The organism is Fervidobacterium pennivorans DSM 9078 (assembly GCF_000235405.2).
Classification (GTDB): domain Bacteria; phylum Thermotogota; class Thermotogae; order Thermotogales; family Fervidobacteriaceae; genus Fervidobacterium; species Fervidobacterium pennivorans.
The window spans coordinates 97,989-113,608 of sequence record NC_017095.1 but is presented as its reverse complement, the minus strand read 5'-3'; the positions used below and the strand labels follow the sequence as shown (position 1 = coordinate 113,608).

The following is a 15,620-nucleotide window of genomic DNA, read 5'->3' as shown; positions in this document are numbered from 1 at the left end:
CTCCTTTGTCCATTTATAAATCATTTGGTTTTTCATCACTTGCTGCCGCCGAACAAATTAGTTGTGTACGTGTAAAATCCCAATAAGCTCGTAATAACAGGCAACCAATCGAGAGCACTTCTCCAAGGATCAGACGGTACAAATATGATATCCCCATTCTCAACAACAGGGTTAAACTTGATTACTCCTCCAGAAACTGTGGCGGAGAGGTCTACTTGTATCGGTTTACCTTCAACTCCACCTTTGTAAAGCCACACGCTCGATGGTGCCGCTTTTTGAGTAAATGAACCTGATAGGAGTATTGCTTGTAGTACGGTCATTCCTTCAGTCAGCTTAATTATACCAGGCTGATTAACTTCGCCAAACACGAAGGCGTAGTTCTGCAAAACGTCGAGCACTCTGACAATATCTCCTGGATAAACATTATATCCTCTTGCTTGAGCAAGGTCTTTGAGTTCAAGTGTTTGTTTCTCTGTTCCGCGTGTGAGTTCAATTTTTCTGTAATTTTTGTCGATTCCTACTTTGGTGAGTATTTCGTAAAGGGTTGTTGGTTTGTCTGTGTATATCATATCTGGTCTTCCGTCTTGACGGATGATGTAGACATAGTTTTCTTTGTCTACATCGAAGAGAATGATACTATTGCTTGTAAGTTTGAAGTTTGTATATTCGTCCCATTTGATGCTTTCGACCTTATCACCAGTGACGATTGTCAGTTTTCTGCTAACGCCTTCTTTAATTCCGCCCAGCTTGCCGATAAGCGTTCTAAGGTCGAATTCTTCACCTTGTGTGAATTTGAATAATCCGTTTGGAACGCCTTTACCAAAGACATAGACTTGGTTCGGGTCTTTTTGGGTTACATAGACGAAGTCGCCATCTTTAAGTTCCGCGTTTTCTATGCCTTTGAAGATATTTTCCGCATCGAACTGTCCTATTAATTTTCCTTCACGTATTACGAGTACTTTGTCAGATGCGTAGTAATTTTCCGGTCCAACTATGAGTCCACCGAGTTTGGCAAAGAGTGTTTTTAAATCAGGTGTTTCGTAGTAATCAAATTGCACTCTGCCGGTGTTTCTGATATATCCCATTGCCGTTACAAAGACTGGCTTCTTGAGTTGGACGTTAAGAATTGCACCTTTTGGTATTGATATATCGGATGTGAAGTTCACATTTGTCCCATCAAGGGTTATGCTTTCGATTCTTCTAAAATCACTCAAGCCAACCTTAGCAAGAATTCTTTGGATTGTTATCGGTTCGTTGAGTGCAAACGAGACATATGAAGAGACATCGCCAATAAGGTAGACGGCGTTGACGTGTGCTTGTTTGAAGACAACAGTGTCGTTTCTTTCAATTACTGAGTCTTTGAGTCCGTAGAGTAAGTCGTTTGGTGAATAGACGGTTTCTTTTCCATTGCGTACAAGTGTAACCTGTTCGATGTTTTCGGGCGTGTTAACAAGCTTTTTGAAGATGTAGCTAAGAGTTTTTGGCTCATAGTAAGACAATTGAACAACACCGGGCATGCCAGAACCTGTTACGTAAACTAAGAACGGCTCGTATGAAATAAGAACGGTATCACCGAGTGAAAGCGGAACATCTTTATTAGAGTAAACAACATCTTTGAGTGCAACAGCCGTGGCGTTATTAATTATTGCTTGACCTTCATTTTCTACATCTGGCGATGTGAGTCCGATTTTGTTAATAAGGGTTTTTAGTGTCTTTGGTTCCTGTGGTTCAAATACAATTTTTCCTTTTGCATTTGCATAACCTTGGACGTAAGCGTAAAATTCCGGGTATTTCTTTATCTCTACACTATCTCCATTTCTCAACGTGTAGGTTTCAAGTTTGCTTAATTCTATCGCCTTATCGTTTATCTTTATACTCTCTATCCATTTGAGCTGGTCTGTTTTTAGGCCACCTATCTTTGTAAGTAATGTCTTCAATGTCTTTGGCTCTTGTGGTTCGAAGTTGATTACTCCAGTTTCAAAGTCTCCACTGAGGTAGATTTTAAATTCCGCATACCTTCTTATCTCTACCTTATCACCATTGTTCAACATATAGCTTGCAGCTTTCGATATGTCAGCTGGTTGTCCATTTATCGTTACACTCTCTATCCATTTTTGTTCATTTACTGGTATTCCACCAAGTTTTGTCAACAGCCCTTCGAGTGTCTTTGGTTCATCTGGTTCGAATGATACTATGCCCGGTTTGTAATCACCTGTGACATACACTCTGAATTCTGGGTATTTCTTGATTTCGACACTGTCGTTGTTTGAAAGTGTGTAATCATCGAGCTTTGCCAGGTCCACAAGTTTGTTATTTATCTTTATCCATTCTATCCATTTGAGCTGGTCTGTCTTTAAGCCACCTACTTTCGTAAGTAATGTTTTAAGTGTCTTTGGTTCAGTTGGTTCAAAGACAATCACACCTGTAGAGAAATCTCCTGTTAGGTATACTTTAAATTCTGGGTACTTTACAACGTTCACGATAGAACCCGTTTGCAACAGGAGATTTTCTGATGATTTAATGATATCTGGTTTGTATTCTCGTGTTTTCCCATCAGGGGTTGTTATTGTGATTTTTTCTATCCATTTTTCGTTATCTGGAGAGATGCCACCAGATTTGGCAAGTGCGTATGCAAGAGTTAGAGGTTCTGTTGAAAGGAAAGTTTTTGGACCAGGAGAAGGCACAAAGCCAACAACGTAAATGAATCGTTCTTCACGCTTTGGGATGTATAGTGATGAACCAGACAAAATTGGGTAATCGATTTTTCCACTAATAACATCCTCGAGGTTTACAACTATTGTCTTTCCTGAAACCGTAAGGTATGAACTTTCGAGGACCGCTTTTTCTTTATCAAGTGTTCCGAGGCGTAAAATTAATGTTTTTAAAGTCATGCCAGGCTCGTATCTGCCAATGTAAGTGTAAGCACCGCTGACTTGGATTGTTTGGCTATATTTCAAAGGCGGGAAGTAAATTACGTCACCTTCTTGGAGCTTCGGGTCGTCTGTGATGGTCCCATCGTAAAAATACGAAAGCATATTCAGCGTTTGCGTTTTTCCTGCTCGTCTCAGTTGAATTGTTTCAAAGTCTATCTCAGACGACGGGGATAGCCCCAAGAGTGCGAACAGCTGGGTTAGAGTGACTTCTTTGTAGTTCGAAATATCAAATATACGGTTGATAGCTCCTTGGAGGTATACGTACATAGGTCCGTAGTCGACAACGTAAACGGTAACAACGGGGTCTTTTATAAACCTGCGCACTGTCTGTTCGATTATCGATTTGATTTGGTCTGTAGTGAATCCCACAACTTTCACATTCCCGGCGTATGGATAAGGGATCGTTCCATCAAAAGCTACCTTAACCGTCCTACTGAACTGAGGCTGACCAAAAACTTCGATGGCAATAGTATCTCCTACCCGAACGGCGTAGGCAAAAATAGTAGTTAGTGTGAGCAGTAAGATTGTACCAATGAAGACTTTTTTCATGCCTTGTGTACACCCCTTTTTATGTTTAATTTTAAACTACTATACCATTAGATTATACCATGTCCAAACAAACTTCCAAAGAATTTTTCAATCAAACACCCTTAACGCCTCTGAAGGTGGAATCTTCTGCGATATACTCGCAGGAAGTGAGACAAATATTATTGTAATTCCAAAAACGCCAGCTAAGGTTACAAATACTTTCCAAAACGGTATCACTACCTTGAATGAACTGAGCAAAGGTTGGACAAAGGCAACGAGGTCTTTGACAACGAATATGCTTGCGAGTATCGCAACGATTGTTGCAATGAGTACTATAGCCAGTGCTTCGTAGATGAACATTCGATAAACCACTTTGCTGTCTGCCCCTATGGCTCTGAGCATACCGATCTCTTTTTTACGCGCATAAACGTTTCTAAAGGTAATTATCGCCAGACCGGCAAAACCGGCGATAAACCCGAGTTGGAAAAGTTGCAAGGATAAGTCAACAAGGTTGTTTGTTGAAGCGTACAGTTTTTCGATTTCACCGGTTATATAAAATGCACCATCGAGTTTTCTTGCGACAAATTCTTGGGCTTCAAGTGCCTTTTGTGGATCTTTAATAACACCTGCATAGCCACTTATGGCACCGAAGAATTTTTTGTTTCTCCAAATGAGAACACCGTCCAAGGGCAGCAAAGTTTCCTGGGGGTCGTAGACACCTTTTATGTAAAGCGTTTCAACAATTTTTGGTGAGATGCCAGGCAAAACACCTTTTAAAACCATTGTGACTTCTACGCCAGGAGTTTTTAGGATTTTGTTTGACAGGTACAATGTTTTATCTGGTACTTTTGACCAGTTTTCTTTTCGGATATCGTTCATTAACTTTTCACTCGGGAGCTTTAGGTGTTGGAATATTCTCTCGTCTGAAACGATTATTGTGTACTTCTTTTTGTCATTTGGGAACGATGCTTGGACAAGTTGGATAGGAACAAGTGCTTGGAATTTTGAGACGAATTGTTCATCGTTGAGGTATTTGTAGGAACCGAAGAATGTTTTAATGGGGTTTTCAACGATGATGAAGTTGTAACCAAACGCGCCTTCTTCCTTCTTTTCTTTTATGTATTCAGAAATGCTCGTTGGAACTATTGCACTCACAAGAATTAAAATAAGTGTGACGGCGTATATTACAAACATCGCAAAGTTGCGCATTTTGTGTTTGTCGATGTAAGATAACGCCAAAACAACGGACACATTTTTGAAGCGTTCGAAAAATGCTTTGGCATATGGGATGAAAGCAAAGATAGAGTATATACTTCCAACAAGCGCAAAACCTGAGCGGATAAGTAAATCTTTCGCTCCACCAGAGCCTACAAGAGGGTAGGCCGAAGCAAGGATGGAAAGTCCGTATACGAAAGTAACTAAGGAATTGCGGTAAAAAAGAGGAACGATGGAAAGTAATCCCAAAAGCGCATAGATATACGATGTGCGCAAAAGGAAGAGGAAAAGGAGAATTCCTACAATTGCTACGAAAACTCTCTTTACTTTCCCTTTCTTTTTCTTTTTTTCAATGGGTCTATCACCATACAGTTCGGATGGGGTGATTTGGGAAAATTCCATGCTACGGTAGATGAGGATTATAACCGGGACAATCATAGCGATGAGAATACCAAGGACAATGGTTGAGAATGATATGTTGAAAGGTATTCTATCCTGGACAAATGCGAAGAGCTGGTCTTCTCTTCCAAATGAGTTGATTTTGTCAAGTAGGTATCTACCAAAGAATATTCCAGCGACTGCACCGACGATTTCCGAAGATATCAGGTAAAGCAATCCCTCAACAAAAAGCACCGAGAACATTCGAAGGCTTGTGTAACCTAACGCCCTTAGCACACCGAGTGAGCGTTTGCGCTCTTCAACAATGATGCCAAAAAACGAGGAGACGAAAAGAAAGCTTGAGATAACTGTGAACCCGGAAAATCCAATGAAGAGATAGCCGATAATTTTATTCAACGGGGAAGTTGATAATCTGTATTTGCCAGCGATGACGCGGATTGAACCTTCTTTTTCTTCCAATTCTTTAGCAAATGTTTCGTGTTGTTCGACAGGCAAATTCGTAGAGACAAAATAGACGTTCGGGTCTTTCAATGGGTAAACACTGTATTCTTCAAAATAACTTTCGGGTAAAAAGATTGTCCCATTTGCTGATGCTGTTTCTCCTCTGAAATTGAGTGTACCTCTACCAAAGGCTCCAATTTTGATGTTGAAAGATGTTTTCGCCGTGATTATCTCTATCTCATCACCGATGTTAGTTCCAAATGCTCTTGCTGTATCTTCACTGATGGTGAACGGTTGAACATTCTGCCCAAGAAATTTTTCGAAGTTCTCGTTAATCGCTATTGCAAATAGGTCAACGTATTTTCCTTTTATTTTGGCAGTTACTTGGGCGATTTTGACAGGAACGTATTTTGTTACTTGGGGGTATTGCTTAAGCAACAACTCGACAGATTCTGCGTTAACAGCTTTTGGAAGGAATATCGTGTCCGCTTTATCTTTGATTATTAAATCCACATCTCCAAAGTTTTTCGTGAGCTTTTGATGCAGATAAGCAGAAACAGAATCATTAAGAGAAAGGCCACCAACAAGGAGCATGGTGGCCACCATCGTGCCAAGGATTGCAAGTAAGCCTACTTTCCAGTGTTTGATGAAGTTTCTGAAGGAGATTTTTAATATCGTGTCGTAAATTTGTCTTATCATGGTCTCATTCCTTAATATTTTTAGTCTTCTTCGGCGAGTTTCTGGAGTAACCTTAAGTATCTGCTACGTGAAGGATGTCTGAGTTTTCTTAGCGCTTTGACTTCTATCTGCCTTATCCTTTCACGAGTGACACCGAAGTACTGACCGACTTCTTCAAGTGTTTTGGGCTTCCCATCGAGTATACCGTACCTCATCTTTAAAACCATCTTTTCTCTGTCGTTGAGTGTTTCCAATAATTTATCGATTTCTTCTTTCATGAGCGTTCTTATTGCTTCTTTCTTAGGTGAACCAACGGATTCGTCGGCAACAAAATCAGCCATAGAAGAGTCTTCTTCTTCGCCTACAGGTGTTTCCAAAGAGAGTGTTTCAGGAGTTGATTGCAAGATTTCCTCTATTTTTTCAACCGGTTTTCCAACCTGTTCGGCGATGTATTCTAGAGGTGGTTCTTCTCCATGCTCTTGCATGTATTCTCTTTTTATTTTTTGTATTTTGTTTATTGTTTCAACCATGTGGACGGGTACCCTGATTGTTCTTGCTTGGTCAGCTATAGCCCTTGTTATCGCCTGTCTAATCCACCAGGTTGCGTATGTGGAAAATTTGTAACCTTTTGACCAGTCGAATTTTTCAACTGCTTTTATCAATCCCAAGCTACCTTCTTGGATAAGGTCGAGGAAAGAAAGTCCCTTACCGAGGTATCTTTTTGCCATACTGACAACAAGTCTAAGGTTTGAGATGATGAGTTCTTCTTTTGCTTTTTTGTCGCCCATCTGGGCTCTCTGAGCAAGCCTGCGTTCTTCAGATGGTGTAAGCAATCTGATTTTTCCAATATCACGTAGGTACATTTTTATTAAATCCTTGGGTTCTGTGCTGTCGAATACCTCAGGACCTTCGCTTAGGTAACTTTTCAATTCTTCTTCCATGTTGGCAAAATCAGTTGTATCTCTAATTTCTATTTTGTTCTTTTCAAGTGTTTCGTAAACAAGATCCAAATTACCATCGACTTCCTCACTTTCCCCTGGTGGGAATGTGCGGTCAATGTCGTCGTATGTGATGTATCCTTTCCTTTTACCGAGTTCGATGAGCTTCTCGAGCTTTTTCTGTAGTTCGGTGTTCTCTTTTACCGCTGTTTTTGACATACAAAAACACCTCCTCACCATTTTGAGGAACTTTATTTTCATTTTTGATTTTTTATTTTCATCTTCTGCCGGACCAGTTCTGTCCTAGCTTTCAAAAGTATGCGCTTTTCTTCATCGGATGTAACTTTTAAAACGAGGGAGTCGATTTCCGCAATGCGTTTGTCAATACGCCTTAGCTCGAGGTCTTTCTTAATGTATTCCACTATTTTATCATCGACTTCGAAATCAATTTTGTCAAACACCTCTTTAACATACTCGCCCATATGTTTAGACAACGAATCTAACGAAACGTTCAAATCTTTTGCGATTAAAAAGAATTCTCTTGCCTTTCCCTCGAGCAAATCTGGGGTGAATTCAATTTGTTTGAATAATTCTGGGTAGTTGAAATACATGTAAACAAGGTAATCTTCCGTTGTTGGGACTTTTTTGACAGGTGTTTTGGGAAGTTGGATGTTTTGGTGCTGATAGCTTCTAGATGGTTGATTGTACTGACTGTACTTATCACCTTGATTTTGCAATTGTTGAGATGCGAGTAAGTTTTTCAATTCTTCCTTCATCACACCCGCCGTTGTACTCGCATGCTCGTAGAATTTTTCCAAGCTTTTGGGATTGGAAGAAAACAAACGTTCCCAGTTTCTGAGAATTTTTATGAAAGTATTGAACCCACTTGGGTTGGATAAATCGTATTGTTTTGCCAAGCTTTCAACAACGAATTGCTCGGCACCGATGCTGTTGTCAAGGACTTTGACAAGACCTTCCACTCCAAGTTTCGAGTATGTTTCATCGGCATCTTTTGCTTGTTCAAATTTTGCAATGGCAACGTTGAATCCTTCAGGTATGAGCATCTCTAAGCTTCTCAACGCTGCTTTAATCCCAGCGCTATCTGAATCGAAAGCAAGAACAATGTTTGGTGTAAGTTTTTTGAGTTTATAAATATGCGATTTTGTCAGCGCTGTTCCGAGTGTTGCAACCGCGTTCTTTATACCGGCTCTGTGAAATGCCAAAGCATCAAAGTATCCTTCACAGATAATCACGTAATCTACTTGCTTTATGTATTCTTTCGCAAAGCTGAACAAAAAGAGTGTGGAAGATTTTTTGAAAACTAACGTGTCTTGTGAATTTAGGTATTTTGGAACGCCTTCCCCTATGAGTCTACCACCGAATGCGATGACCCGACCAAAATCATCGGCGATAGGTATGATGAGTCTGCCGGCAAATGGGTCTGAGTTTGAAAAACCGAATTTTTCAAGCTCATCTTTGCTCAGTCCTAATCTTTGTGCAACCTGCTGTGGAAATTTTGAATCGACAGGAGAAAAGCCGAATTCATACAAGGAAATCTCCCGTGCATCGTAACCACGTTTTTTTAGATATTCAATTGCAATTTGATTCTGATTCAATTTGGATTTGTAAAGCTGGTGGAGTTCTTTGTAGAATGTGTAGTATTTGGTTCTGACCTCGTCTTCTTCCGTATACGAAACAGTTATACCTACACGTTCACCAAGCTTTCGAACCGCTTCAACATACGAAATGTTTTCAATCTCTTGGACGAACTTGATAACATCACCTGAGGCACCGCAACCGAAACAGTGGAATATCTTTTTTTGTGGGCTTACGTAAAACGAAGGGGTGGTCTCAAGATGAAATGGACAAAGCCCTCGGTAATTTGAACCCACTTTTTGAAGGTTTACATATTCCGAAATAACTTCAACAATGTCGTTCTTCTCCCTAATTCTTTCAATTATGTCTCTTGGTATCATACCACTCACCGCCCCTTTCTTGAAGCGGGGAAAGAAAAAGTGGAAATACAAAAATCATGAAAATAAAGGTAGCAGATGGAACGTACCATCCGCCACCTGATTTGTAATCTTGTAGGTCGTTAATTGCGAAATGTAAGTAAGATTTGAGATTTCCAAATTAACGCTTGGAGAACTGTGGAGCTCTTCTTGCTTTTTTGAGACCGTATTTCTTTCTTTCGACCATTCTTGGGTCTCTTGTGAGGAATCCTTTGTCTCTGAGTGTCTTTCTAAGGTCTGGGTTGAATGCAACAAGTGCCCTTGCCAAACCGAGTCTGACAGCTCCGGCTTGTCCGTTCTTACCGCCACCTTCGACCCTGATTTGGATGTCGAATGTACCCTCAAGACCTGTTACCTTGAGTGGTTCAATCGCGTGCATTGTCCAGACTTTATTTTCAAAGTATTCATTGAAATCGTTGTAGACTTTGTCGTTTATCTCTATCTTCCCTGTCCCTGGTCTGAGGTAAACTCTGGCAGTTGAAGTTTTCCTCCTACCTGTGCCCATGTAGATTTCAGCCATTTATTTCCCTCCCTATCAGAGAAGTTCTACCTTCTCAGGTTTTTGCGCTTCATGTGGGTGTGTTTCACCAGCGTAGACCTTCAATCTCTTGAATTGGTGTCTGCCGAGTGTTGTCTTTGGAAGCATTCTTTTGACCGCAAGTTCGATGAGTCTTTCAGGGTGTTTTTGGAGAATTTGTTCTGCGGTTTGTGATTTAAGTCCACCAGGGTATCCTGAGTGGTGGTAATAGACTTTCTGCTTGATTTTCTTACCTGTGAGTTTTACTTTTTCTGCGTTTATTACAACAACAAAATTGCCGTTGTCATAGTGTGGAGACCATGTCGGTTCGTTCTTGCCTTGGAGCAAGAGCGCTATTCTTGTCGCAAGCCTTCCAAGTGGCTTGCCTGCTGCATCGACAAGATACCATTTTCTTTCTACTTTTTTCGGGAATGTGGTTTTCTGTATTGGTAATGGCCTTGCCATTTTGTTTTCCTCCCTTCACTTTTCACTTTCTTCGTTTCGACTGTCATTATTCAAATATTTTCTCAATTCGCTCTCTAATTAAGGCAGTTACAACCGCATCTATTGAGAATTTTATCGCGTTAAAACCTGCTATGTACGGTAAATATTTCAGTGTCTCTTTGAGTGGGATTTTCCAGTAGAACGGAACAACTACCATATTGAGAACGGTCATTACACCTGAAACTACGAGCACACCAACTACGTAACCAATTATCTCGAATACCCTATTTTCCCTAATTCGGTAGATGTAGATAACCGGTAACAGGAACGAAACACCTGCTGCAAAGTTCATCATGATGCCTACAATATCTCCGGATTTCAGTAAATAAAAGAGTATATCTTTGATTAATAACACCAAAATTCCGTCGATGGGTCCAAAAATAAATCCTGCAAGCAATGGAAGTATATCGCTTGGGTCGAATTTTAAGAAATTCACCGATGGAAATATGGGAAGTTCTAAGAACATGAGTCCGGTTGCTAGTGCAGACATTATTCCAATTGTTGCAATTCTTACCGCAGAACTGTTCTTCATACTGTGTTCCCCCTTCGATGGGAAGAAGTTGGGGTTCTTATTGTTCTTCGACAACCGTTACGTATCTTCTGTTGTTCTTTTCGACAATCTTCACAATACCGTCTTTGAGTGCGAAGAGTGTGAAGTCTCTACCCATTCCAACGTTCTGACCGGGCCAGAATTTTGTGCCTCTCTGTCTGAGTATGATGTTCCCTGCGATGACTCTTTCACCATCGTATTTCTTGAAACCCAAGTATTTTGGATTGCTGTCTCTTCCGTTTCTGCCTGCGCCACTGGCTTTTGCAAAGAGTTGTATATTAATGCGCATCATCGTTCACCTCCACTCTGACGTATCTTGGATACTGACTTGCGATATCTTCCAGTGTTTTTCTAAGTTCTTCTACGAATCTTTGCGAGATATTGTCTTTCGGAATCTTTTCAACTTTCAGGTATCCTTCTTCAATTTCTAACTGCGCTCCGTCTTCACTCAACGCCCTCGCCGTATGCTGAGAAACCGTACTTACCGCCGCGCAGACTATGTCTTTTCCCTTCTTTGCATACAACGCATGTCCTGAGATTTCAAATGCTTCATAGAAGCCTTTTAATACCTTAAACTTGCACACAATCATCTTATGTGATTATTTCACTTCTATCTTTTCAATCTTGATAGTGGTGTACCACTGTCTGTGCCCTTTGATTGTCTTGTGGCCTTTTCTTGGAATGAACTGCCCAACGAGCACTTTTCTTGCCCTTGCGTGTTCGACAACAGTTCCTGTAACCTTTACGTTTGTGAGGTATGGTTGTCCAACAAGGACTTTACCATCGTCTGTTTTGACCATGACAACTTTGTCAAGCTCGATGGTTTCACCTGGAGCCACGTTGAGCTTTTCTGTGTGTAGTAGTTGTCCAGCCTCGACTTTGTACTGTTTTCCACCACTTTCCACTATCGCGTACACAAAGTTCACCTCCCTGAGTGTTTTACAGGTACTAAAACAACGTAGGTTGGAGACGTGCGGGGAATCCCCAACCGTTTAAGACGCGTTTTAAGTACCCGTTTTTTGCATATGAAACTTGCATACGTGTATTATTTTACCATTGAGGAAAGTTTTTCAAGAAAAATTTTCGTTAATATATGCTTACAGAGATGTTGCTAACCAATCAGGCGGGATAATTAAAGTTTCTTAATTGACGGACGATAATTTGTATGGTAAAATTCATTCAGTGAATGAATATTTTAAAATTCTTGAGCGAGTGTGGGATAATAAAGCTGGCTGGAGGGATGAAGATGAGTTTGTACGAAAAGATTCTAAACAAAGAAGCGGTTGTTGGTGTAATTGGGATGGGCTATGTAGGACTACCTCTGGCAGTTGAGAAAGCAAGAGCTGGCTACAAGGTCGTTGGGTTTGATATACAAGAAAAACGCGTTGATATGATTAACAGAGGGGAAAACTACATTGGCGATGTTGATGATAATGAATTAAGAGAACTGGTCCAAGCAAAAAGACTCAGAGCAACCACGGATTTTGATGAATTGAAGAACTGCGATGTGATAAGTATATGCGTGCCTACACCACTTGATAAGTTCAAGCAACCGGATTTGAGTTACATAATCAACAGTGCGAATGAAATAAAGAAAAGACTGAGAAAAGATCAGCTCGTTGTCCTTGAAAGCACGACGTATCCAGGCACAACGGAAGAGGTTGTCCTACCAATTTTGCAAGAGACAGGACTAAAGGTTGGAAAGGATTTTTATCTTGCGTTCAGTCCAGAACGTGTTGACCCAGGTAACCCAAGGTACAAGACGAGGAATACACCGAAAGTTGTCGGTGGAGTTACCCCAGAATGCACAAAGCATGCCGTTGCATTGTATGAAAACGTGCTTGAAGCAGGTGTTTTCCCCGTTTCTTCACCAAGGGCGGCAGAGATGACAAAGATATTGGAAAACACATTCAGGCTTGTGAATATCGCGCTTGTTCAAGAAATGACAAAAGTTGCGGAGAAGATGAAGATAAACATTTGGGAGGTTATCGACGCAGCGGCAACAAAACCCTTTGGTTACATGCCGTTCTATCCTGGACCTGGCATCGGAGGGCATTGTATCCCGATTGACCCGTTCTATCTTGTCTACAAGGCGAAGGAATACGACCTTCACATGATGCTTGTGGAAGTGGCCGGAGAAATTTCCAATAGTATGCCGTATTACGTTGTTGAAAGGCTTACCGACATACTAAACGAAAGGAAACAGTGTTTGAACGGAAGGAATATCTTGCTTCTTGGAGTTGCCTACAAGGGGAATATAGATGATTTGAGAGAAAGTCCCGCGTTGAAGGTAATTGAAATACTCGAAAAGAAAAAGGCAAACGTATTCTACTATGACCCATTCGTTCCTGAATTTACGCACAATGGAAAACATTACAAACGCATTGAGCTGACAGAAGAAAATCTAAGAAAGATGGATGGGGCTATTGTGACATCAGGACATACAATAGGTATCGATTATGAGTTTGTTGCAAAGAACGTGCCGTTTCTGTTTGACACAAAGAACGTGACCAAAGGAAAGTATGAAAATGTGATATTGCTTTGATATAACTGACTTGAATACAATTTTAGGCAACACACCCTCACTTTTGAGGGTGTGTTGTTTTTTTGGTTTGTGGTATAATTTAGTAGATGAAAAGTATCGCAAGCAGTTTTATGGAAGGGGGATACAAATGGTATATACGAAAATCTTTTCTTGGAAAGCAACCAAATTTTTCTTCGTTACTTTCGTTTTATGGGTTATCCTCAGTTCATGCGTAAATCCTTCAACTTCCAAGAAACCAGAACTTTTATCGCCCAGAAACAATGAGAATAATTTAAACTTCAACAGTGTGAAGCTAATCTTTAATACCCCAACAAGTGGTGAATATGAAGTAATAGTCAGAGAAAATGGCACGGGAGTCACAGTCTTTACCCAAGTTGTTAGTGGTGGTCAAGGTATCCAGGTAGATGTTCCTAAAGGTAGATTAAAACCAAATACTACCTACCGTTGGTATGTTAGGCTCAAGGAAAATGATTCGATTGCAAGTGAGTACTGGAACTTTACAACTAAAGAAAATTCGTTGCCAACGATAGGCAATCTGAAACCAGATAATACATCTGGTCATCCGTTCGGAGCACTTGCACTAACATGGGATGCCAGCGATTCCGATAATGACGATTTGACCTTCTATGTGAAAGTCTACGAGTTAGGCAAAGAAACGACACCTGTTTTTGAAACAACGGTAGCCACAAATTCTGCAGTTGTGAAGGACCTGAAACAACTCACAAGCTATAAGTGGACCGTCCAAGCGGTTGACCCATGGGGTGGGAAGAGTTCTCTGTTAAGCGCAACGTTCACAACAAAGCAAAACGAGGCGCCGGACAGAGTAGAACTACTTAATCCGCGCGATGGGGAAAGAGATGTGAAGTTCAATAATTTAACACTCAAATGGCAAGGATACGATAGAGACTATGAAGATTTGAAATATAGTATCTCGCTCAACGATAGTCAAAATCTGCTCAGTAATTCTACCTACACGGAATTTACGGTCACTGGACTAAAGCCAAGTGTTACATATAAATTAACTATAACGGCGATAGATAAGTATGGTGAAACAAAAACGCAAAGTTTCTACTTTACAACAAGAGCAAATACATCGCCTGATAAACCTACGCTATTTGCTCCAGAAAACAAAGTAAAGTTGAATTTCGCGAAGACTTCTAGTGTTAATTTCCAATGGAGCTCAGTGAGTGATCCTGATGAAGATACAGTTAGCTACGAGTTTGTGCTGCTTTCCGAAAACAAGGTTGTGCTGAGAAAAAGTCCTGTGCTTGGCAATAACATAAATTTAAATATCTCTGGTGTGCTTGAAGTTGGAAAGAGTTACACTTGGTATGTCTTAGCAAAAGACCCACATGGTGGAAGCACAAAGAGCGATGAGTTCACGTTTACCACTTACAGGAACAATCCACCAACGGTTCCTAAATCACCATATCCGTCGGATAAGGCTGAAAACCTTCCAAACAGGATTCCAAAGTTCTCATGGGTTTCAGAAGACCCTGACGGGGATCCGTTGACATATGATATCTATTTGGGTGAAAATCGTGATAATCTGCAACTTCTGGCAAGTGGACTAACAACCAATGTCTTTGAAACTCGAAGGCTTTTTGAGTTTGGAAAGACATACTACTGGAAGGTTGTAGTTTCAGACGGATACAATCCACCAGTAGAAGGACCAATATGGAGTTTCAAAATAACTGACCAGGACTATCCACCTACAGCACCTGAGCTCTTGTCACCCCCAAACAACTCAAAGAATACGAATTTTAACAACGTTACGTTACGATGGAGAGCAAGTACGGATAGAGAAACTACAGACCCAGCACTTCTGGTATATTATCTTTACATAGGTCAACCTGACCAGATGACGCTGTACGCAACGATAACCGGTCAAACTGGTCCTGAAATCTCTCAGGTTGTAACCGGGCTTTCACCAATTAAGACATACTACTGGAGAGTCGAGATCAAGGATACATTTGGAAACTACGCTTACAGTACCACTTGGAACTTTACGACGAAACCAAACGAAGCTCCCGACTTCCCATCAAATCCAAATCCAGCAGATGAAAGTGTAATTTCTTCGCCAAGCACGCCAACAACCATAACTCTTAGTTGGGGATGTTCTGACCCAGATGGAGATAGTCTGACTTACGAAATTTACATCGCAAAAACGAATGATTTTAACGGCGTGGACCCAATAAGAACTTCTCAGAAATCGGCCCAGGTTACATTAAACGAACCAGGTGTATATTACTGGCGGGTTGTTGCAAAAGACTCGCATGGTGGAGTGGCAGAAGGAAAGGTTTGGAAATTTGAATTGAAAGCTCAATAAATATTTTAAAACCGAATTACCATGCCGTGGC

Annotated in this window: 12 protein-coding genes; 2 read left to right on the top strand and 10 right to left on the bottom strand. The window is 40.7% G+C overall.

Annotated elements, in window-relative coordinates; genetic code table 11:
* Window positions 1-35: 35 nt before the first annotated feature.
* The 10 genes from FERPE_RS10165 to rplU all read right to left on the bottom strand — a co-directional run bounded on the left by FERPE_RS10165 (window position 36) and on the right by rplU (window position 11,632).
* The gene (locus FERPE_RS10165) at window positions 36-3,482 is read right to left on the bottom strand and encodes a polysaccharide biosynthesis/export family protein (protein WP_014450731.1); all 3,447 of its coding nucleotides are present in this window, start codon (window positions 3,480-3,482) and stop codon (window positions 36-38) included.
* Between the two features lie 87 nt (window positions 3,483-3,569).
* A complete protein-coding gene (locus tag FERPE_RS00500; protein ID WP_014450730.1) occupies window positions 3,570-6,215 on the bottom strand; it encodes an ABC transporter permease in 2,646 nt (881 codons plus the stop codon).
* Between the two features lie 20 nt (window positions 6,216-6,235).
* Window positions 6,236-7,351 (bottom strand): RNA polymerase sigma factor RpoD, encoded by a 1,116-nt coding sequence (rpoD, locus tag FERPE_RS00495; RefSeq protein WP_014450729.1) that lies wholly within the window; start codon window positions 7,349-7,351, stop codon window positions 6,236-6,238.
* A 38-nt stretch (window positions 7,352-7,389) separates the two neighbouring features.
* Window positions 7,390-9,108 carry a DNA primase gene (gene dnaG, locus FERPE_RS00490; RefSeq protein WP_014450728.1) on the bottom strand — a complete coding sequence of 573 codons (1,719 nt, stop codon included), beginning with the start codon at window positions 9,106-9,108 and terminating at the stop codon, window positions 7,390-7,392.
* A gap of 157 nt (window positions 9,109-9,265) precedes the next feature.
* Entirely contained in the window at window positions 9,266-9,664 is a 399-nt protein-coding gene (rpsI, locus tag FERPE_RS00485) for a 30S ribosomal protein S9 (RefSeq protein ID WP_014450727.1), read from the bottom strand.
* A 15-nt stretch (window positions 9,665-9,679) separates the two neighbouring features.
* Complete coding sequence (gene rplM / locus FERPE_RS00480; RefSeq protein WP_014450726.1) at window positions 9,680-10,126, bottom strand: 50S ribosomal protein L13; 447 nt, start codon at window positions 10,124-10,126, stop codon at window positions 9,680-9,682.
* A gap of 46 nt (window positions 10,127-10,172) precedes the next feature.
* A complete protein-coding gene (locus FERPE_RS00475; RefSeq protein ID WP_014450725.1) occupies window positions 10,173-10,697 on the bottom strand; it encodes an ECF transporter S component in 525 nt (174 codons plus the stop codon).
* A gap of 37 nt (window positions 10,698-10,734) precedes the next feature.
* Window positions 10,735-11,004: a 50S ribosomal protein L27 gene (gene rpmA, locus FERPE_RS00470; RefSeq protein ID WP_041262745.1), complete on the bottom strand. Its 270-nt coding sequence runs from the start codon at window positions 11,002-11,004 to the stop codon at window positions 10,735-10,737.
* Entirely contained in the window at window positions 10,994-11,305 is a 312-nt protein-coding gene (locus FERPE_RS00465) for a ribosomal-processing cysteine protease Prp (protein WP_014450723.1), read from the bottom strand. Before FERPE_RS00465 ends, rpmA begins: the two co-directional genes overlap by 11 nt.
* Window positions 11,306-11,314: 9 nt before the next feature.
* Entirely contained in the window at window positions 11,315-11,632 is a 318-nt protein-coding gene (gene rplU / locus FERPE_RS00460; RefSeq protein WP_014450722.1) for a 50S ribosomal protein L21, read from the bottom strand.
* A gap of 329 nt (window positions 11,633-11,961) precedes the next feature.
* On the opposite strand from rplU, the gene FERPE_RS00455 reads away from it, so the two are divergent.
* A complete protein-coding gene (locus FERPE_RS00455) occupies window positions 11,962-13,260 on the top strand; it encodes a nucleotide sugar dehydrogenase (protein ID WP_014450721.1) in 1,299 nt (432 codons plus the stop codon).
* 127 nt (window positions 13,261-13,387) lie between these two features.
* Window positions 13,388-15,589, top strand: a complete 2,202-nt coding sequence (locus tag FERPE_RS00450; protein WP_014450720.1) for a fibronectin type III domain-containing protein — start codon at window positions 13,388-13,390, stop codon at window positions 15,587-15,589.
* Window positions 15,590-15,620: the final 31 nt, after the last annotated feature.

Coding starts and splice junctions, on each gene's coding strand:
- rplM (WP_014450726.1), bottom strand. CDS start 10,126: ATGGCAAGGCCATTACCAATACAGAAAACCACATTCCCGAAAAAAGTA.
- FERPE_RS00500 (WP_014450730.1), bottom strand. CDS start 6,215: ATGATAAGACAAATTTACGACACGATATTAAAAATCTCCTTCAGAAAC.
- FERPE_RS00465 (WP_014450723.1), bottom strand. CDS start 11,305: ATGATTGTGTGCAAGTTTAAGGTATTAAAAGGCTTCTATGAAGCATTT.
- FERPE_RS00450 (WP_014450720.1), top strand. CDS start 13,388: ATGGTATATACGAAAATCTTTTCTTGGAAAGCAACCAAATTTTTCTTC.
- rpoD (WP_014450729.1), bottom strand. CDS start 7,351: ATGTCAAAAACAGCGGTAAAAGAGAACACCGAACTACAGAAAAAGCTC.
- dnaG (WP_014450728.1), bottom strand. CDS start 9,108: ATGATACCAAGAGACATAATTGAAAGAATTAGGGAGAAGAACGACATT.
- rpmA (WP_041262745.1), bottom strand. CDS start 11,004: ATGCGCATTAATATACAACTCTTTGCAAAAGCCAGTGGCGCAGGCAGA.
- rpsI (WP_014450727.1), bottom strand. CDS start 9,664: ATGGCTGAAATCTACATGGGCACAGGTAGGAGGAAAACTTCAACTGCC.
- FERPE_RS00475 (WP_014450725.1), bottom strand. CDS start 10,697: ATGAAGAACAGTTCTGCGGTAAGAATTGCAACAATTGGAATAATGTCT.
- FERPE_RS10165 (WP_014450731.1), bottom strand. CDS start 3,482: ATGAAAAAAGTCTTCATTGGTACAATCTTACTGCTCACACTAACTACT.
- FERPE_RS00455 (WP_014450721.1), top strand. CDS start 11,962: ATGAGTTTGTACGAAAAGATTCTAAACAAAGAAGCGGTTGTTGGTGTA.